The 16,773-nt window shown below is 65.2% G+C and carries 21 protein-coding genes; 16 read left to right on the plus strand and 5 right to left on the minus strand.

The window, feature by feature from the left end; genetic code table 11:
* Positions 1 to 148: 148 nt before the first annotated feature.
* Genes ABWP89_RS12185 through gatB form a run of 4 tightly spaced genes read left to right on the plus strand, consistent with a single transcriptional unit; the run spans position 149 to position 4,054 of the window.
* Positions 149 to 751 (plus strand): FKBP-type peptidyl-prolyl cis-trans isomerase, encoded by a 603-nt coding sequence (locus ABWP89_RS12185; protein ID WP_353229552.1) that lies wholly within the window; start codon positions 149 to 151, stop codon positions 749 to 751.
* Between the two features lie 22 nt (positions 752 to 773).
* Complete coding sequence (gene gatC / locus ABWP89_RS12190) at positions 774 to 1,076, plus strand: Asp-tRNA(Asn)/Glu-tRNA(Gln) amidotransferase subunit GatC (RefSeq protein ID WP_353229554.1); 303 nt, start codon at positions 774 to 776, stop codon at positions 1,074 to 1,076.
* 1 nt (position 1,077) lies between these two features.
* Entirely contained in the window at positions 1,078 to 2,562 is a 1,485-nt protein-coding gene (gatA, locus tag ABWP89_RS12195; protein ID WP_353229556.1) for an Asp-tRNA(Asn)/Glu-tRNA(Gln) amidotransferase subunit GatA, read from the plus strand.
* A gap of 1 nt (position 2,563) precedes the next feature.
* Positions 2,564 to 4,054 (plus strand): Asp-tRNA(Asn)/Glu-tRNA(Gln) amidotransferase subunit GatB, encoded by a 1,491-nt coding sequence (gatB, locus tag ABWP89_RS12200; protein WP_353229558.1) that lies wholly within the window; start codon positions 2,564 to 2,566, stop codon positions 4,052 to 4,054.
* Here the strand turns inward: gatB and recF are convergent.
* A complete protein-coding gene (recF, locus tag ABWP89_RS12205) occupies positions 4,051 to 5,136 on the minus strand; it encodes a DNA replication/repair protein RecF (protein ID WP_353229559.1) in 1,086 nt (361 codons plus the stop codon). The genes gatB and recF overlap by 4 nt on opposite strands.
* Before the next feature lie 14 nt (positions 5,137 to 5,150).
* Positions 5,151 to 6,179 carry a phage shock protein operon transcriptional activator gene (gene pspF / locus ABWP89_RS12210; RefSeq protein WP_353229560.1) on the minus strand — a complete coding sequence of 343 codons (1,029 nt, stop codon included), beginning with the start codon at positions 6,177 to 6,179 and terminating at the stop codon, positions 5,151 to 5,153.
* A 170-nt stretch (positions 6,180 to 6,349) separates the two neighbouring features.
* Here pspF and ABWP89_RS12215 point away from each other — a divergent pair, with 170 nt between their 5' ends.
* Genes ABWP89_RS12215 through ABWP89_RS12250 form a run of 8 tightly spaced genes read left to right on the plus strand, consistent with a single transcriptional unit; the run spans position 6,350 to position 9,881 of the window.
* On the plus strand, positions 6,350 to 6,526 hold the full coding sequence (locus ABWP89_RS12215) for a hypothetical protein (protein ID WP_353229561.1): 177 nt from the start codon (positions 6,350 to 6,352) through the stop codon (positions 6,524 to 6,526).
* Positions 6,523 to 7,338 (plus strand): phage shock protein PspA, encoded by an 816-nt coding sequence (gene pspA, locus ABWP89_RS12220; protein ID WP_502915280.1) that lies wholly within the window; start codon positions 6,523 to 6,525, stop codon positions 7,336 to 7,338. The genes ABWP89_RS12215 and pspA overlap by 4 nt, the downstream gene beginning before the upstream one ends.
* Before the next feature lie 3 nt (positions 7,339 to 7,341).
* On the plus strand, positions 7,342 to 7,650 hold the full coding sequence (gene pspB / locus ABWP89_RS12225) for an envelope stress response membrane protein PspB (protein WP_353229563.1): 309 nt from the start codon (positions 7,342 to 7,344) through the stop codon (positions 7,648 to 7,650).
* Positions 7,647 to 8,024 (plus strand): envelope stress response membrane protein PspC, encoded by a 378-nt coding sequence (gene pspC / locus ABWP89_RS12230; RefSeq protein ID WP_353229564.1) that lies wholly within the window; start codon positions 7,647 to 7,649, stop codon positions 8,022 to 8,024. The genes pspB and pspC overlap by 4 nt, the downstream gene beginning before the upstream one ends.
* Before the next feature lie 36 nt (positions 8,025 to 8,060).
* Positions 8,061 to 8,336: a hypothetical protein gene (locus ABWP89_RS12235; protein WP_353229565.1), complete on the plus strand. Its 276-nt coding sequence runs from the start codon at positions 8,061 to 8,063 to the stop codon at positions 8,334 to 8,336.
* Between the two features lie 36 nt (positions 8,337 to 8,372).
* Positions 8,373 to 8,615 (plus strand): hypothetical protein, encoded by a 243-nt coding sequence (locus ABWP89_RS12240; protein WP_353229566.1) that lies wholly within the window; start codon positions 8,373 to 8,375, stop codon positions 8,613 to 8,615.
* A 40-nt stretch (positions 8,616 to 8,655) separates the two neighbouring features.
* Entirely contained in the window at positions 8,656 to 9,072 is a 417-nt protein-coding gene (locus tag ABWP89_RS12245) for a SufE family protein (RefSeq protein WP_353229567.1), read from the plus strand.
* The gene (locus tag ABWP89_RS12250; protein WP_353229568.1) at positions 9,069 to 9,881 is read left to right on the plus strand and encodes an MOSC domain-containing protein; all 813 of its coding nucleotides are present in this window, start codon (positions 9,069 to 9,071) and stop codon (positions 9,879 to 9,881) included. The genes ABWP89_RS12245 and ABWP89_RS12250 overlap by 4 nt, the downstream gene beginning before the upstream one ends.
* On the opposite strand, the gene ABWP89_RS12255 is transcribed toward ABWP89_RS12250, so the two are convergent.
* Entirely contained in the window at positions 9,878 to 10,396 is a 519-nt protein-coding gene (locus ABWP89_RS12255) for a sterol desaturase family protein (RefSeq protein WP_353229569.1), read from the minus strand. The two genes, ABWP89_RS12250 and ABWP89_RS12255, sit on opposite strands and share 4 nt — an antisense overlap.
* Positions 10,397 to 10,510: 114 nt before the next feature.
* On the opposite strand from ABWP89_RS12255, the gene leuC reads away from it, so the two are divergent.
* The 4 genes from leuC (at position 10,511) to ABWP89_RS12275 (ending at position 13,960) form a co-directional block, all read left to right on the plus strand.
* A complete protein-coding gene (gene leuC / locus ABWP89_RS12260; protein ID WP_353229570.1) occupies positions 10,511 to 11,944 on the plus strand; it encodes a 3-isopropylmalate dehydratase large subunit in 1,434 nt (477 codons plus the stop codon).
* Between the two features lie 73 nt (positions 11,945 to 12,017).
* The gene (locus ABWP89_RS12265; RefSeq protein WP_353229571.1) at positions 12,018 to 12,212 is read left to right on the plus strand and encodes a hypothetical protein; all 195 of its coding nucleotides are present in this window, start codon (positions 12,018 to 12,020) and stop codon (positions 12,210 to 12,212) included.
* A gap of 21 nt (positions 12,213 to 12,233) precedes the next feature.
* Positions 12,234 to 12,842 (plus strand): 3-isopropylmalate dehydratase small subunit, encoded by a 609-nt coding sequence (gene leuD, locus ABWP89_RS12270; protein ID WP_353229572.1) that lies wholly within the window; start codon positions 12,234 to 12,236, stop codon positions 12,840 to 12,842.
* A 119-nt stretch (positions 12,843 to 12,961) separates the two neighbouring features.
* Positions 12,962 to 13,960, plus strand: coding sequence for an NADPH:quinone oxidoreductase family protein (locus ABWP89_RS12275; protein WP_353229573.1), 999 nt, complete (start codon positions 12,962 to 12,964; stop codon positions 13,958 to 13,960).
* Positions 13,961 to 14,044: 84 nt separating this feature from the next.
* On the opposite strand, the gene lpdA is transcribed toward ABWP89_RS12275, so the two are convergent.
* Positions 14,045 to 15,445, minus strand: a complete 1,401-nt coding sequence (gene lpdA, locus ABWP89_RS12280; protein WP_353229574.1) for a dihydrolipoyl dehydrogenase — start codon at positions 15,443 to 15,445, stop codon at positions 14,045 to 14,047.
* 47 nt (positions 15,446 to 15,492) lie between these two features.
* Positions 15,493 to 16,755, minus strand: a complete 1,263-nt coding sequence (gene odhB, locus ABWP89_RS12285; RefSeq protein ID WP_353229575.1) for a 2-oxoglutarate dehydrogenase complex dihydrolipoyllysine-residue succinyltransferase — start codon at positions 16,753 to 16,755, stop codon at positions 15,493 to 15,495.
* Positions 16,756 to 16,773: the final 18 nt, after the last annotated feature.

A 16,773-nucleotide genomic window follows, 5' to 3' on the forward strand; every position in this document is an offset into this window, starting at 1 on the left:
AGTCTTGCGAGAGCGCCCGCGCTGGGCCAAGAGGGCGCCGTTAACGCGGCGCCCTTTCGCCTGTCTGGCCTGGCGGTATCCTGACGGGATGGCGGCGGGCCGATGTGGCAGGCGCAGCGAATCATCATACCAATGCCAAGGGGCCATCATGACCGAAATCACCCGCGTTCCGCTTGCACCCGTGGCCAGGGGCGCGATCAGCAAACTGTGGATCGGCGTCGGGCTGGCGGTCATGCTGGGTGGCGCGGTTGCCTATGAAACCCGGCAAAAGGGGTTGCAGGTCGATACCATCAAGGCCGGGGCAGGCGCATCGCCGACCACCGGCGATTATGTCCTGCTCAACTATGTCGGCCACCTGGCCAGCGGCAAGGAATTCGACCGTGGCGAACACGTGCCGATCCCGGTGCAGGGTGTGATCCCCGGCTTTTCCAAGGCGCTGCTGCAGATGCAGAAGGGCGGCAAGTATCACGTGTCGATCCCGGCGCGGCTGGCCTATGGCGCGCAGGAACAGCGCAACCAGATGACCGGCGAAGTGACCATCCCCGCCAACAGCGACCTGACGTTTGATATCGACCTGATCGATTACAAGAACGCGCAGGAATTCATGCGCCAGCGCATGATGATGCAGCAGATGCAGCAGCAGATGCGCGGCGGTGCCGGTGGCGGTGGTGCTGGTGCAGGTGGCGCTCCCGCGCCCGATGGTGCCGCTCCCGCTCCTGATGGCGCCGGCGCTGCGCCGGGCGCGAACTGATCGACGATAAAGGCGACGCGATATGTCTGTCACCCCCGCCGACGTGGCCAAGATTGCCGCGCTGTCCCGCATCAAGGTTACCGAGGCTGAACTGGCCGCAATGGTGCCCGAACTGAACGGTATCCTCGCCTGGGTTAAACAACTGGGTGAGGTTGATGTGACCGGGATCGAACCGATGACCGCAGTGATCGCCAACCACCAACGGTTGCGCGCCGATGTTGTCGGCGCCAATCCGCTGACCGGCGGCGGTATCCGCGACAAGATTCTGGCCAACGCCCCCGCGCCCGAACACGGGTTTTTCGGCGTGCCCAAGGTGATCGAATAACATGAGCGAACTGACCGAGCTGAGCCTGACCGCGATCCGTGACGGGGTCGCTGCGGGCGATTTTACCGCGACCGAGGTCGCGACCGCGTTCAACGCCGCGGTGGCGGAGGCCAATCCGGCGCTTAACGCGTTTATCGTCACCACCCCCGATCATGCGCTGGCCGCAGCGGCGCGCGTCGATGCCGCGCGCGCGGGCGGGCAAGCGCTGGCGCCGCTGGCGGGCGTGCCGATCGGCATGAAGGACCTGTTCGCCACGCAGGGCGTGCAGACCACCGCCGCCAGCCACATCCTGGAAGGGTTCATCCCGCCCTACGAATCGACCGTATCGCAGAAATTGTGGGATGCCGGCGCGGGCATGCTGGGAAAGCTGAACCTGGACCAGTTCGCGATGGGGTCCAGCAACGAAACCAGCGCGTTCGGCAATGTCATTTCGCCGTGGCGCGCCAACGGCGATACCGCACCGCGCGCACCGGGCGGTTCATCGGGCGGTTCATCGGCAGCGGTCGCCGCGCGCATTGTCGCCGCCGCGACCGGCACCGACACCGGCGGATCGATCCGTCAGCCCGCCGCGTTCACCGGCATCACCGGGATCAAGCCGACGTATGGCCGGTGCAGCCGCTGGGGCATTGTCGCGTTTGCCTCATCGCTCGATCAGGCCGGGCCGATGGCGCGGGACGTGGCCGATTGCGCGGTCATGCTGGCAGCGATGGCGGGTTTTGACCCCAAGGATTCGACCAGTCTGGACATGCCGGTGCCGGCATGGGGCGCCGCGCTGTCGGATGATCTGCGCGGGCGCACGGTCGGCATCCCGCGCGAATACCGCATCGACGGGCTGAACGCCGATGTCGCCAAAAGCTGGGACGACGGCATCGCCTGGCTGAAAGATGCGGGCGCAAACGTGGTGGATATCAGCCTGCCGCACACGCGCTATGCACTGCCCACCTATTACATCATCGCCCCGGCCGAAGCGTCATCCAACCTCGCGCGTTATGATGGCGTGCGGTATGGTTTGCGCGATCTGCCCGATCACGCCGGCCTGCAGGACATGTATGCCGCCACCCGCGCCGCCGGGTTTGGGCCAGAGGTCAAACGCCGGATCATGATCGGCACGTATGTGCTGTCCGCCGGGTTTTACGACGCCTATTACACCCAGGCGCAAAAGGTGCGTGCGCTGATCGCGCGCGATTTTGAACGGGCGTTTGACCAGTGCGACGTGATCCTGACGCCGACCGCGCCGTCATCGGCATTCGTGCTGGGGCAAAAAAGCGCCGATCCGCTGGAAATGTATCTGAACGATGTGTTTTCGGTGCCGGCCTCGCTCGCCGGGTTGCCGGCGATGTCGGTGCCGGCCGGGCTGTGCAGCGCCGGGCTACCGCTGGGGCTGCACCTGATCGGGCGGCCGTTTGACGAACAGGGCGTGCTCAACGCCGGGCTGGCGATCGAAGCCCGTGCCGGATTTTCTGCCCGCGCGGCCAAGTGGTGGTAACATGACCTATCGTATTCAGGGCGCAACGGGCGAATGGGAAGTGGTCATCGGGCTGGAAGTGCACGCCCAGATCACCACGCAATCGAAACTGTTTTCGGGCGCGGCCACGGCATTCGGTGCCGAACCCAACACCCAGGTCAGCCTGGTCGACGCGGCGATGCCCGGCATGTTGCCGGTGCCCAATGCCGAATGCATCCGCCAGGCGGTGCGCACGGGGCTGGCGATCAACGCGGTGATCAACCCGTGGTCGCGGTTCGATCGCAAGAACTATTTCTATGCCGATCTGCCGCAGGGCTACCAGATCAGCCAGCTGTACCATCCGCTGGTGGGCGAAGGCGCGGTCGAAATCACCCCTGATGACAAGCACCCCGATCAGACCAAGGTGATCGGCGTCGAACGCATCCATGTCGAACAGGATGCGGGCAAGCTGATGCACGATCAGCACCCGACCATGAGCTATGTCGATCTCAACCGGTCGGGCGTCGCGCTGATGGAAATCGTCAGCCGCCCCGACATGCGCAGCCCGGCGGAGGCCGGCGCCTATCTGGCCAAATTGCGCACCATCCTGCGCTATGTCGGATCGTGCGACGGCAATATGGACCAGGGTTCGATGCGCGCCGACGTCAATGTGTCGGTGCGGCGCCCGGGTGAAGAGTTTGGCACGCGCACCGAAACCAAGAATGTCAATTCGGTGCGGTTCGTCATGGCGACGGTGGAATACGAGGCCAGCCGCCAGGTTGACGTGCTGGAGGCCGGCGGCAAGATCGTGCAGGAAACCCGCCTGTTCGATCCTGACAGCGGCACCACCCGGTCGATGCGCAGCAAGGAAGACGCGCACGATTACCGCTATTTCCCCGATCCCGATCTGCTGCCGCTGGTGATCGACGCGGCCTATATCGAAGAATGCCGCGCGTCTTTGCCCGAACTGCCCGATGCCAAGCGCGTGCGCTATGAAACCGCGCTGGGGCTGTCGGCCTATAACGCCGGGGTGCTGACCGCAGAGGCGGAAACCGCGCGCTGGTTTGAACGCCTGCTGACGCACAGCGCGCAATTGCAGGCCAAGCCCGAAAGTGATGTGGCGCGCGCCGCCTCCAACTGGCTGACCAGCGAATTGTTTGGTGCGCTGAACAAGCTGGGCAAGACGCTGTTCGACAGCCCGGTCACGCCAGAGGCGGGCGCGCAATTGCTGGCGCTGGTCGGCGATGGCACGATTTCGGGCTCGATTGCAAAGCAGGTGCTGGAAAAGATGCTGGACACCGGTGATCTGCCCGGGGTGATCGTCGAACGCGACGGGCTGAAACAGACCAGCGACACCGGCGCGATCGAGGCCGCGGTCGATGCCGTGCTGGCCGCCAACGCCGACAAAGTCGCACAATACCGCGATGGCAAAGAAGCGCTGTTCGGCTTTTTCGTGGGCCAGACGATGAAGGCGATGGCCGGCAAGGGCAATCCGCAGCTGGTCAACCAGGTGCTGAAGGCGAAGCTGGGCTAAATCCGCTCCACCCGCCCGTCGGCGACGCGCCAGAACGCGGCGGGGGCGGGCAGGTCGGCGAACGGCGCCGGTTCGGTGCCGGTCATCCACACTTGCGCGCCGGATGTGGCCAGCCGGGCATAGAGCGCGGCGCGGCGCAGCGGATCAAGGTGCGCGGCGATTTCATCGAGCAGCAGCAGGCGCGGGCGCGTGCCGCCACCCGAAGCCGCACCCAGCGCCGCGTGTGCCAGCACGATACTGATCAGCATCGCCTTTTGTTCGCCGGTGGAACAGGTGGCGGCGGGCGCGTCCTTGGCGGCCATGGTCACCGCCAGATCATCCCGGTGCGGGCCCACCAGGGTGCGCCCGGCGGCCCGGTCGCGGCGGCGCCCGTCGCGCAGCATCGCGGCCAGCGCAGCGGGCATGTCGGGGGTTTCCCCGGCATAGGTCAGCAGCGGTCGCGCAAACGGCCCTGCAGGTTCGGCAGCGATGGCAGCATCCAGTCGCATGGTCAGCGTGCGCCGTGCGACGGCGATCGCCACACCGGTGCCCGCCAGTTGCACCTCCAGCGCGTCCATCCACACCGGGTCGGGCTCGGCCGGGTCGGCCAGCAGCCGGTTGCGTTCGCGCAACGCCGCCTCATACCGCGCGGCGTTGCGTGCGTGGCCGGGGTCGCCCGCCAGCACCAGCCGATCCAGAAACCGCCGCCGCGCCGATGCACCTTCGGCAAACAGGCGGTCCATCGCCGGGGTCAGCCAGGTGATCGCCAGCCATTCTGCCAGCCGCGTGGCCGGGCCATCGGCGCCATTGATGCGCACGGTGCGCCGCCCTGGCGCAGCGGGCGTGGTCATGGTGCCGATCGACAGTGCGCCTGCCTCCAGATCGGCGGCAATGGCAAACCCGCCGGGGCCGGTTGCCGCCGCCATGTCCGCTGGTTGTGCGCGTCGTAGACCGCGCCCGGGCGCCAGCAGGCTGATCGCTTCCAACACGTTGGTTTTGCCAGCGCCGTTTTCGCCCACCAGCACGTTGAACGTGGCCATCTGGTCCAGCCGGGTCGCGGCATGGTTGCGAAAATCGCGCAAGGTCAATCGGGTGAGGGCCATTTGTGCCGGTTGGCTCAGGTGCGGTCGATCAGGCCGTGGCGGCGCAGCGCGTGGCGCAACTGGTCATAGCTGAGCCCCAGCGCCTTGGCGGTCTGGCGCTGGTTGAACCGGTGGCGCGCCAGGTGATGATCGATGATCGCACGTTCGTGGCTGTCCACCGCCGCGCGCAAATCGGTCACACCGTCAAGATCGGTGGCCGGGGCAGGGGCAGCCGGTATTGCGTGGGCGGTGGTGACTGGTTCTTTGACCACATCAGTACCGATCGGTTTCCACGGGCTGTCGAACGGATCGAACTGCACCGCACCGATCGGGCGGGTGGGATCATCCCAGCGATAGACCGCGCGTTCGACCACATTGCGCAGTTCGCGCACATTGCCGGGCCAGGGATGCGCATCCAGCGCGGCGGCCACCATATCGGCAAACCCGGGCCAGGTGTCCCACCCCAGTTCGGCGGCCATGCGCCGCCCGAAATGGTCGGCCAGTACGCCAATATCCTCTTCGCGCGCGCGCAACGGCGGCAGCGTAATCACCTCAAAGCTCAGCCGGTCGAGCAGATCGGGGCGGAACCGGCCCGCGTTGGCCATGCGCGGCAGGTCCTCGTTGGTGGCGGCAACGATCCGCACATCCACCCGCAACGGCCGCGAAGCGCCGATTCGCGTCACTTCGCCATATTCGATCACGCGCAACAGCCGTTCCTGTGCCGCCATCGACAGCGTGCCCAGTTCGTCCAGAAACAGCGTGCCACGGTCCGCTTCTTCAAACCGGCCGGCGCGCGCACGCGCGGCACCGGTAAAGGCGCCGGCTTCGTGCCCGAACAGTTCGGTTTCGATCAATGTTTCGGGCAGCGCGGCGCAGTTCATCGTTACCAGCGGTTCCTGCCAGCGGGTGGACAGGTGGTGCAGGCGTTCGGCAATCAGTTCCTTGCCGGTGCCGCGTTCGCCGATCACCAGCACCGGGCGGCGCAACGGCGCGGCTCGGCTGGCGCGTTCGACCGCGTCCAGAAAAGGACTGGCCTGGCCGATCAATTGCGTCTGGCGTTCCATTCCCAAGGAATAGCAGATTTTACCAACATCAGGCAAGAATGCCCATGTCAGTTTATTCGGGAAATACCGTGAAACCGCGCAAATCCGCGCCTTTTTCCAACTGGCACGACCCATGCAGACATGGTTGCGTGGCCCATCACGGGCACCTCAACGACCTGAGGAGACAGATTGTGACCGATACCGCCCGCTTCCTCGCATCGCCGCTCGGCCGCGCCGCGCTGGCCAGCATTCTGGCGCTCGTCGCGCTCAGCGGGGTGGCGACCATGCGCCAGCCTCCGCTCGGCGCCCTGATGATTGCCCCGCATGTGGTGGCCAGCCCGGCGGCGATCACTGGCGAACTGGCATGACCATGCCGCCCGATCCGCTTTCGCGGCTTGATCGCGCGGTTCTGGCGCGGCAGTCTGGCATCATCGATCAGGATGCGCGTGGCGGAACCGACAGCCCCTATCGCCGTCGCAACAACGGAGCTTTTCCGATGAGTATTTTTTCCCGTACCCGCGATATCATCGCCGCCAATTTCAGCGACTTGCTCGATCGTGCCGAAGACCCGGTGAAGATGATCCGCATGATCATCCTGGAAATGGAAGAAACCCTGGTCGAAGTGCGCGCCTCGGCCGCGCGCAGCATCGCCGATCAGAAAGAGATGCAGCGCCACACCGATCGGCTGGACCGGCTGGCAACCGACTGGTCCGACAAGGCCGCGCTGGCCTTGTCCAAGGCGCGCGAAGACCTGGCCCGCGCCGCGCTGGTGGAAAAGAAAAAGGCGACCGACATGGCCGCGCAACTGCGCACCGAAGTGGCCATCCTGGCGGATTCGCTGCGCGCCTATGAAACCGATATCGAAAAGCTGCAGACCCGTTTGCGCGAAGCGCGCAGCCGGCAGAGCGCGATTGCCGCGCGGCTGGAATCGGCGGAAAACCGGGTGCGGCTGCGCACGCTGATGACCACCGAACGCGTGGATGAGGCGCTGTCGCGGTTTGATCAGCTGGAACGCCGGGTCGATGATGCCGAAGGGCGCGCCGATGCGCTGGGGCTCGCTACGCCCAAACCGACGCTGGCCGATGAAATCGCCGCGCTGGCGGGCGAAGACCATATCGATGCGGAACTGGCGGCGATGAAACGCGCGATCGACCAGTCCGCCGCACCGAAGGAGGGCTGAGCCATGGATACCGGAGACGTGATCGGTCTGGTCGCGGTCGTAGCGCTGTTCATCGTGCTGCCGTGGATCATCATGCACTATGTCACGCGCTGGAAAACCGCCGCGACGCTGACCTCGGGGGATGAGGCGCTGCTGGATGAACTGTACCGGCTGGCCCGCCGGCTGGATGAACGCATGGCCACGGTGGAGCGGCTGGTAACCGCCGACCACCCGGAATTTCGGCCGCTGGGGCGCACCGCGCCAGGCAGCGATGATGAACCATTGGGTGAGCTGGAACGGATGCTTGCCGACAAAAAGGGGTTGCGCAAATGAACACCGCTCGCACCAAATTCTATCGCGACAAGGCCAATGGCAAATGGATGGGGGTCTGTGCCGGGATCGCCGATTACACCGGGCTGGATGTGCTTTGGGTCCGGCTGGGGTTTGTGGTCGCCACGCTGTGCGGCATGGGGTTCATGCCGGTGGTCTATTTCGCGCTGGGGTTCCTGTCGGAAAAAAAGCCGATCAGCCTCTATGCCGATGCCGCCGAGGCGAAATTCTGGCAGGGCGTGCGCCAGTCGCCCGCCCGCACCGCACGCGAAGTGCGGTCGCAATTTCGCGATATCGACCGCCGCCTGGCCGAAGTCGAGGCGTTTTATGTGTCGTCCAATCCGACGCTGGCGGCCGAAATCGAACAGTTGCGCTGAGTTTTTTGGCCGCATATTTTCCGGGGGGATACGACAATGGATAACGGAACGCTGGCCCTGCTGATCCCGATCATCGCGCTGATGATCCCGGTGATCGCGATATGGACTACGCACCAGCGCCGGGTGGAGGAGATTCGCGCAAGTGCTGCCAACGACCGCGCCGCGCAATCGGCGGCGCAGACCGCCGTGCTGGAAGAACGCGTGCGCGTGCTGGAACGCATCGTGACCGATCGCGGCCAGGCGTTGGCCGACGAGATCGAGGCCTTGCGCACCGATACGGCGGCGCCGGTGGCGACCAAAGCGCTGCAATAGCCCCCGTCGGTTTTTCTGGATCAAGGATACCATACCGTGGACTTCTGGCTGGCCATTATCATCATCGTTGCCATCACGCAGGTCGCCCGCGTGATGCGCAGCCGCCATGCGGCACAGGCGCGCATCGAAGGTCTGCGCGGCGACAGCGCCGAAACCGCCGCACTGGCGCGTGAAGTGGCCGCGCTCAACACCCGCATCGCGGTGCTGGAACGGATCGTCACCGACAACCGCAGCAGCCGTGACCTGGCGCACGAGATTGACGCCCTGCGTGACCGTTAGGGGGGTTTTTGCGTGATGCCCGCTCTGCTAGGGACCGGTGATGCGCACACTCGACGATATTTACGACGAATATGAATTCCTCGACGGCGATGATCGCTATCGCCTGCTGATCGACCTGGGGCGGGAACTGGAACCGATGCCCGATGCGCTGAAGACCGATGCCACGCTGGTGCGCGGCTGTTCGGCCAGCGTGTGGGTCTATCCATTGGAACGCGGCGGCGCCGATCTGCATTTTCTGGCCGACAGCAATGCCGCGATCACCAAGGGGATTGTCGCGCTGGTGCTGGCTGCGGTGCAGGATCAGCCGGCCGGGTCGGTGGCCACGGCCGACATCGCGGCGCTGCTCGACCGGTTTGATCTGAAACGGCAATTGTCATCCAACCGCACACAAGGCGTGCCCAACATGATCGCGCTGGTGCGTGACCATGCCGCGCGCATCGCCGGCACCGCCGTATGACGCTGCGGGTTGTCGCGCTGCACCGCTATCCGGTCAAATCGATGGGCGGGCAGGCGCTGACATCCGCCCGGGTGGAACCGCGCGGGATTGCCGGTGATCGGCGCTGGTTGATGGTCACGCCGCAGGGCCGGTTTCTGACCCGGCGCGAATTGCCGGTGATGGCCTTGCTCCATGCCGATCCCGTCGATGGCGGGATCACCTTGTCGCACCGCGATGGCGGTGCGATCAGCGTGGCCGAGCCCGATCATGCCCAGCCGCTGGCGGTGCAGGTCTGGGGCGATCCGGTGATGGCGCACGATGCCGGGGATGCTGCGGCGCACTGGTTGTCGACGCGCATGGGCCGGGCAGTGCGGCTGGTGCATATGCCCGATACCGCGCACCGCCCGGTCGATCCCGCTTTTGGCCACGTGGGCGATCATGTCAGCTTTGCCGATGGCTATCCGCTGTTGGTGGCCGTGGTCGAATCGCTCGATGCGCTTAACGCCCGGCTGCCAGTGCCGATGCCGATGGCGCGGTTTCGCCCCAATCTGGTGATCGCCGGCGCATCGGCCTTTGCCGAAGATGGCTGGCACTGTCTGTGCATTGGCGATGTGACTTTGCGCGTGGTCAAACCCTGCACGCGCTGCGTTGTTACCACCCAGGACCCCGATTCGGGCGCCGTGACCGATCCGCTGGAACCGCTGAAGACGTTGAAGGCCATGGGACGAGTCATGGCCAGCGTTCGAGCCGAACCGATTTTCGGCACCAACGCCATCCCCGATGGCCCTGGCACAATCACCGTGGGTGATGCGGTAGCGTTGCTCGATTAAATCGCGTCGCGCACTTTGGCCACGCCGGCTTCGCGCTGGGCTTTCAATTCGCGCTTCAGCACTTTGGGGTCGCGGGCGAATACAAAGCCGAAACTGACCCCGCCTTCCTTGCCCTCGGTCGCGTGGTGCAGCTTGTGCGCCTGCACCAGCCGCATCGGATAGCCGCTGCGCGGGACATAGCGGAACCAGCGCTGATGCACGATGCCGTCATGGATCAGTGTATAGATCGCACCATAAAGCATGACCCCGATCCCGATCCACGTGGCCGGCCACCACGCCGACGCACCCAGCACCAGCGGGCTGCCGATCATGAAGCAGGATATCGAAATCGCCGCGCCGACCACCGCATACAGGTCGTTCAATTCACAGAAACCGTCGTGCCGTTCGTGATGGTCGCGGTGCCACACCCAGCCAAACCCGTGCATCACATATTTGTGGCTGGACCAGGCGACAATTTCCATCGTGGTGGCAGCCGCCAGAACGATAGCGGCACGGATGAGGAGCGTGGCGATCATGATGGTCGCGGCTATACCCGCTGATCGGCGGCTTGACCATGCGCAAGCGCAACGACTGCCTTGAAATGCAACGCATGCCTTGAAAAGCGCGGGCCGCAGGCTTAACCGACATTCATGGCCACGAAAAATCCCCAAACGCTCTACCAGAAAATCTGGAACGCGCATGTTGTCGAACGTCGCGATGATGACACCTGCCTGATCTATATCGACCGCCACCTGGTGCACGAAGTGACCAGCCCGCAGGCGTTTGAGGCGCTGCGGCTGGCCGGGCGGACCGTCCGCCGCCCCGATCTGACGCTGGCGGTGCCCGACCACAACCTGCCCACCACTGCGCGGCGTGATAGCCAGGGCGCGCGCATCGCGATTGCCGATGGCGAAAGCGCGGCGCAACTGGCCGCGCTGGAACGCAATGCCCCCGCGTTCGGCATCCGCTATATCGGCGATGCGGACCGCGAACAGGGCATCGTGCATGTGGTCGGGCCGGAACAGGGCTTTTCGCTGCCCGGCGCGACCATCGTCTGCGGTGACAGCCATACCGCCTGCCACGGCGGGCTGGGCGCGCTGGCGTTCGGCATCGGCACCAGCGAGGTTGAACATGTGCTGGCGACGCAGACGCTTTTGCTGAAACAATCGAAATCGATGGAAGTGCGCATCGAAGGCGAACTGGGCCCCGGCGTTTCGGCGAAGGACCTGGTGCTGCACATCACCGGCGTGCTCGGCGCGGCCGGCGGCAGCGGCTATGTGATCGAATATACCGGCCCGGTGATCCGCGCGCTGTCGATCGAGGGCCGGTTGACGGTGTCGAACATGGCGATCGAACATGGCGCCCGCGCCGGGCTGATTGCGCCCGATGACAAGACGATCGCCTATGTCAAAGGCCGTCCTTATGCGCCAAAGGGCGATGATTGGGACCAGGCGGTGGCGTGGTGGCACAGCCTGTCGACTGATGCCGGCGCGCACTATGACAAAGTGGTGGTGATCGATGCGGCCGACATCGCGCCCAGCGTGACCTGGGGCACCAGCCCCGAAGACGTGGTAGCAATCACCGCACGCGTGCCCGCGCCCGACAGCTTTGCCGATGCGTCAAAGCGCGATGCCGCGGCCAAATCGCTGGCCTATATGGGGCTGGAACCCGGGCAGGCGATGGACGAGGTTGCCATCCAGAACGTGTTCATCGGCAGCTGCACCAACAGCCGGATCGAAGATTTGCGCGCCGCCGCGGCAGTGCTGAAGGGCCGGACCAAGGCCGACAGCGTCAAATGGGCAATCGTCGTGCCGGGGTCGGGGCTGGTCAAGGCGATGGCCGAGGCCGAAGGGCTGGACCAGGTGTTCCGTGACGCCGGCTTTGAATGGCGCGAACCCGGCTGTTCGGCGTGTCTGGGCATGAACCCCGACAAAGTGCCGGCGGGCGAACGTTGCGCATCGACCAGCAACCGCAATTTTGTCGGGCGGCAGGGGCCAGGCGCGCGCACCCACCTGGTCAGCCCGGCGATGGCCGCCGCAGCCGCAGTGACCGGCCATCTGACCGACGTGCGTACACTCATCTGACCCGTTCAAGTATCGCTAAGCTGATCGCGCTAGAGTGCGCCAGGGACATGATAACGCAAGGGAGGACTGCGCGATGAGCAAGACCGATGACAAGCCCGAAGCCGGCGGCAACGGATCGTGGGCGGCAAAGGCCGCGCTGGCGGGCGCGGGCGCCGCGATCGGTTCGGCCGCGATTGCCGCCGCCTTGCTCTATGCCTCGCAACGCAAGGACCGCGCCGACAAGGCCAAGGCCGCCGTCACGCCGACGCTGCCACCCGAAACCGATTGAACGACAGGACCCTACCCCACCATGGAACCCGTGAACCAGATCGACGGCCGCGCCTATCCGTTTGGGCAGAAAAACGTCGATACCGACGTGATCATCCCTTCGCACTGGCTGAAAACCATTACGCGTGAAGGGCTGGGCCGGGGCGCGTTTGAAACCCTGCGCAAAGATCCCGACAACCTGTTCGACAGCGCCGAATTTGCCGGTGCGCCGATCCTGATCGCGGGTGACAATTTTGGTTGCGGGTCCAGCCGTGAACATGCCGCCTGGGCGCTGCTGGACCTGGGCGTGCGCGCGGTGATCGCGCCGTCGTTTTCCGACATCTTTTCGGGCAACGCGTTCAAGAACGGCATTGTCACCGTGGTCCTGCCGCAGGATGCGATCGACCGCCTGATCGAGGTCGCCCAGACCCAGCCGATCCACGTCGATCTGGAAAACCAGACCGTGACCACGCCGTTTCAGGACCGTTTCACCTTTGAAATCGATGCCTTTCGCAAAACCTGCCTGCTGGGCGGGCTGGACGAAGTGGGGCTGACGCTGGCGCGCAGCGATGCCATCGGCGCGTTTGAAAGCACCGTGCGCGCCGATCGCCCGTTTCTGGCCAAGGGCACCCAAGTCGCCGCGGCGGCTTAAACGCGCGATTAAAAGGCCTTTCCTCAGGCCGCAAATGTTGGCATCTGTGGCGCGGCCTTGTGGGCGTTACCCGGTTAATCGGGATCGCGCCGCACCAAAACAATCAATGGGAGAATGCCATGAAATCGTTGCGCAGCCACGCCCCCGGTGGCCCCGAAACGCTGGTGATGGACGAACTGCCCGATCTGGTGCCCGGTGCGGGCCAGGTGGTGGTCGCGGTCAAGGCCTGTTCGATCAACTTTCCCGATACGCTGATCATCCGCGACCTCTATCAGTTCAAACCGGCGCGGCCGTTTGCCCCGGGCAGCGAAATCGCCGGGGTGATCACCGCGGTGGGTGACGGCGTGACCGGCTGGCAGGTGGGTGACCGGGTGATCGGCATGATCGGCAGCGGTGGCCTGGCCACGCAGGCAGTGGTGGAAGCGGCGCGGCTGTTTGCCCTGCCCGATGGCGTCGATTTCGATACCGGCGCTTCGCTGCTGATGACCTATGGCACCAATTACCACGGGCTGGTCGATCGCGGGCATATCAAGGCCGGCGATGTCGTGCTGGTGCTGGGTGCGGCGGGCGGCGTCGGGCTGGCGGCGGTGGAACTGGCCAAGGCGTTTGGCGCACGCGTGATCGCGGCGGTGTCTTCGGCCGAAAAGGCGGAACTGGCGCGCGCGGTGGGAGCGGACGATGTGGTCATTTATGGCCGCGCTCCGTTCGACAAGGCGCAATCGCGCGAACTGACCGACGCGTTCAAGGCCGCGTGCGGTCCCAATGGCGCGAACATCATCTATGACGTGGTCGGCGGCGATTATTCCGAACCCGCACTACGCGCGATCGCATGGGAAGGGCGGTTCCTGGTGGTCGGTTTCCCCGCCGGGATCGCGCGGCTGCCGCTCAACCTGACCCTGCTCAAATCCTGCGATGTGTGCGGTGTGTTCTGGGGCGCCTTTGTCGCGCGCGAGCCGCTGAAATTCAAGGAACAGGTCGCCGAACTGTTTGCGATGTTGGCCGATGGCCGTATCGCGCCACGCATCTATGCACGGTTCCCGCTGGAACGCGCGGCCGAGGCGATTACCAGCCTGGAAAACCGGTCGGCAGTGGGCAAAGTCGTGGTGGAGATGGGGTGAATACCATCATCCACCTCGCGTCTCCCCGGGCTTGACCCGGGGGGGGGGGGGCGATGGAGGTGGTGGAGTTATATCCAACCCGCCTCACATATGGATGGGCTTGCCCATAACCGCCATCGCCGCCTCTTTCAGCGCTTCGGCATGGGTGGGGTGGGCGTGGCAAGTATAGGCGATGTCCTCGCTGGTGGCGCCCAGTTCCATCGCCAGCGCGGCCTCTGCGATCATCGTGCCGGCCAGGCTGGCGACGATCCACACGCCCAGCACGCGGTCGGTTTTGGCATCGGCGATCACTTTGACAAAACCGTCGGTTTCGCGGTTGGTCTTGGCGCGGCTGTTGGCCATCATCGGGAATTTGCCGACTTTTACCTCGCCCAACGCTTTGGCCGCTTCTTCGGTCAGGCCGACCCCGGCGAATTCGGGCGCGGTATAGACCACGCCGGGGATGACCGCGTGGTTGACCAGGCCGGTCAGCCCGGCGATGTTTTCCGCAACCGCAATGCCCTCATCTTCGGCCTTGTGCGCCAGCATCGGCCCCGGGATGACGTCACCGACTGCCCACACGCCATCGACGGCAGTGCGGAAATCGTGATCGGTGTCGATCTGCCCACGTGCATTGACCGTCAACCCGATGGCGTCGAGGCCCAGGCCATCGACATTGGGGCGGCGGCCGATCGCGACCAGCACGACATCGGCCTCCAGCGTTTCGACCGTGCCACCCTTGGCAGGTTCCAGCGTCAGCGTGGCCATGCCATCGTTGGCAACGACGCCGGTGACCTTGGTCCCCAGCTTGATGTCAAAGCCCTGCTTTTTGAATATTTTGGCGGCTTCCTTGCGCACGTCGCCGTCCATGCCGGGCAGCAACTGGTCCAGATATTCGACCACGGTCACCTTGGCGCCGAGCCGGCTCCACACCGAACCCAGTTCCAGCCCGATCACCCCGCCGCCGATTACCGCCAGGTGCCCCGGCACTTTGGTCAGCGCCAGCGCGCCGGTGGAATCGACAATCACCCCGCCATCGTTATCGACCGTCACGCCGGGCAGCGGCGTGACCGATGATCCGGTGGCGATCACGATATGCTTTGCCGAAACCCGCGCGCCGGCGACATCGACCGCATGCGCATCGGCAAACGTCGCGTGGCCTTTCAGCCAGGTGACCTTGTTTTTCTTGAACAGGAATTCGATCCCGCCGGTCAGCTCCTTGACCGCCAGCGCCTTTTCCGCCTGCATCGCATCCAGATCGAGCGTGACCCCGGCGGCCATGACGCCGAATTTGGCCATCGTGCCATTGGCGGCCTGGTCATACAGTTCCGACCCGTGCAGCAGCGCCTTTGACGGGATGCAGCCGACATTCAGGCAGGTGCCGCCCAGCGTGGCGCGGCCATCGGCACACGCGGTCTTCAGCCCCAGCTGCGCCGCGCGGATCGCTGCGACATAGCCGCCGGGGCCGGCACCGATCACCAGCACGTCGTAATCGTATTCAGCCATTGTGTCGGTCCTTCAAGATACCAGCCGCGCGCGAGGGTGTGGTTCGATCACAGATCGATCAGCAGCCGCGTGGGATCCTCGATCGCTTCCTTGATGGTCTTGAGCGCGGTCACCGCCTCGCGTCCGTCGATCAGGCGATGGTCATAGCTCAGCGCGATATACATCATCGGGCGGATCACGATCTGGCCATTGCGCACCACCGGGCGGTCTTCGATGCGGTGCAGCCCCAGCACGGCCGACTGCGGCGGGTTGATGATCGGGGTGGACATCAGCCCGCCAAACACACCGCCGTTGGAAATGGTGAAAGTGCCGCCCTTCATGTCGTCCATGGTCAGCGTGCCGTCGCGTGCCTTTTTGCCATAACCGGCAATCGCGGCTTCGATCCCGGCGAACGACAGCTTGTCGACATCGCGCACCACCGGCACCACCAGGCCATTGGGGGCCGATACCGCGATCGAGATATCGACATAGTCGTGATAGATGATCTCGTCGCCTTCGATCCGGGCGTTGACCGAGGGGATGTCTTTCAACGCCAGGCACGATGCCTTGGCAAAGAACGACATGAAGCCCAGCTTGATGCCGTGCTTCTTTTCGAACGCGTCCTTGAACCGGTCGCGCGCGGCCATCACCGCCGACATATCGACATCGTTGAACGTGGTCAGCAGTGCGGCATTTTCCTGCGCCGATTTCAGCCGCTTGGCGATGGTCTGGCGCAACCGCGTCATTTTTACGCGTTCTTCGTTGCGGCCCGGCGCGGTGCTGGCGACCGGGGCGGCGGGCACCGGCGCGGGTGCCGCCATCGGCGTGACCGCCTTGGCCTGCGCGGCGGCGAGCACGTCTTCCTTGGTCAGCCGGCCGCCGGCGCCGGTGCCTTTGACCGTGGCAGGGTCGATGCCATATTCCAGCACGGCGCGGCGGACCGAAGGTGACAGCGCCACGGCATCGCCATCGGTCGCCACCTTGGCGGCCGTGGGTGCGGGTGCTGGTGCCGGTGCCGGCGCCGGTGCGGCCACCACTGGCGCGGGTGCAACAGGCGCAGGCGCGGGCGCAGCGGGTGCCGCCGGGGCCGCGCCGGTCGCCTCGATCAGCGCCAGCAGCGCGCCCACCGATACCGTGTCGCCCTCTTTGGCGACCCAGTCGCCCATGATTCCGGCGGCGGGTGCGGGCACATCGATGGCGACTTTGTCGGTTTCCAGGCTGGCGATCGGCTCATCGAGCGCGACCGCTTCACCGGGCTTTTTCAGCCACTGGCCGACGGTCGCCTCGCTTACGCTTTCGCCCAGCGTCGGGACTCTGACTTCGATGGACATTGCCTGGGTTCCTTGGGC

Source organism: Novosphingobium sp. (assembly GCF_040398825.1).
Classification (GTDB): Bacteria; Pseudomonadota; Alphaproteobacteria; order Sphingomonadales; family Sphingomonadaceae; genus Novosphingobium.

Coding starts and splice junctions, on each gene's coding strand:
- ABWP89_RS12185 (WP_353229552.1), top strand. CDS start 149: ATGACCGAAATCACCCGCGTTCCGCTTGCACCCGTGGCCAGGGGCGCG.
- gatC (WP_353229554.1), top strand. CDS start 774: ATGTCTGTCACCCCCGCCGACGTGGCCAAGATTGCCGCGCTGTCCCGC.
- gatA (WP_353229556.1), top strand. CDS start 1,078: ATGAGCGAACTGACCGAGCTGAGCCTGACCGCGATCCGTGACGGGGTC.
- gatB (WP_353229558.1), top strand. CDS start 2,564: ATGACCTATCGTATTCAGGGCGCAACGGGCGAATGGGAAGTGGTCATC.
- recF (WP_353229559.1), bottom strand. CDS start 5,136: ATGGCCCTCACCCGATTGACCTTGCGCGATTTTCGCAACCATGCCGCG.
- pspF (WP_353229560.1), bottom strand. CDS start 6,179: ATGGAACGCCAGACGCAATTGATCGGCCAGGCCAGTCCTTTTCTGGAC.
- pspA (WP_502915280.1), top strand. CDS start 6,523: ATGACCATGCCGCCCGATCCGCTTTCGCGGCTTGATCGCGCGGTTCTG.
- pspB (WP_353229563.1), top strand. CDS start 7,342: ATGGATACCGGAGACGTGATCGGTCTGGTCGCGGTCGTAGCGCTGTTC.
- pspC (WP_353229564.1), top strand. CDS start 7,647: ATGAACACCGCTCGCACCAAATTCTATCGCGACAAGGCCAATGGCAAA.
- ABWP89_RS12235 (WP_353229565.1), top strand. CDS start 8,061: ATGGATAACGGAACGCTGGCCCTGCTGATCCCGATCATCGCGCTGATG.
- ABWP89_RS12245 (WP_353229567.1), top strand. CDS start 8,656: ATGCGCACACTCGACGATATTTACGACGAATATGAATTCCTCGACGGC.
- ABWP89_RS12250 (WP_353229568.1), top strand. CDS start 9,069: ATGACGCTGCGGGTTGTCGCGCTGCACCGCTATCCGGTCAAATCGATG.
- ABWP89_RS12255 (WP_353229569.1), bottom strand. CDS start 10,396: ATGATCGCCACGCTCCTCATCCGTGCCGCTATCGTTCTGGCGGCTGCC.
- leuC (WP_353229570.1), top strand. CDS start 10,511: ATGGCCACGAAAAATCCCCAAACGCTCTACCAGAAAATCTGGAACGCG.
- ABWP89_RS12265 (WP_353229571.1), top strand. CDS start 12,018: ATGAGCAAGACCGATGACAAGCCCGAAGCCGGCGGCAACGGATCGTGG.
- leuD (WP_353229572.1), top strand. CDS start 12,234: ATGGAACCCGTGAACCAGATCGACGGCCGCGCCTATCCGTTTGGGCAG.
- ABWP89_RS12275 (WP_353229573.1), top strand. CDS start 12,962: ATGAAATCGTTGCGCAGCCACGCCCCCGGTGGCCCCGAAACGCTGGTG.
- lpdA (WP_353229574.1), bottom strand. CDS start 15,445: ATGGCTGAATACGATTACGACGTGCTGGTGATCGGTGCCGGCCCCGGC.
- odhB (WP_353229575.1), bottom strand. CDS start 16,755: ATGTCCATCGAAGTCAGAGTCCCGACGCTGGGCGAAAGCGTAAGCGAG.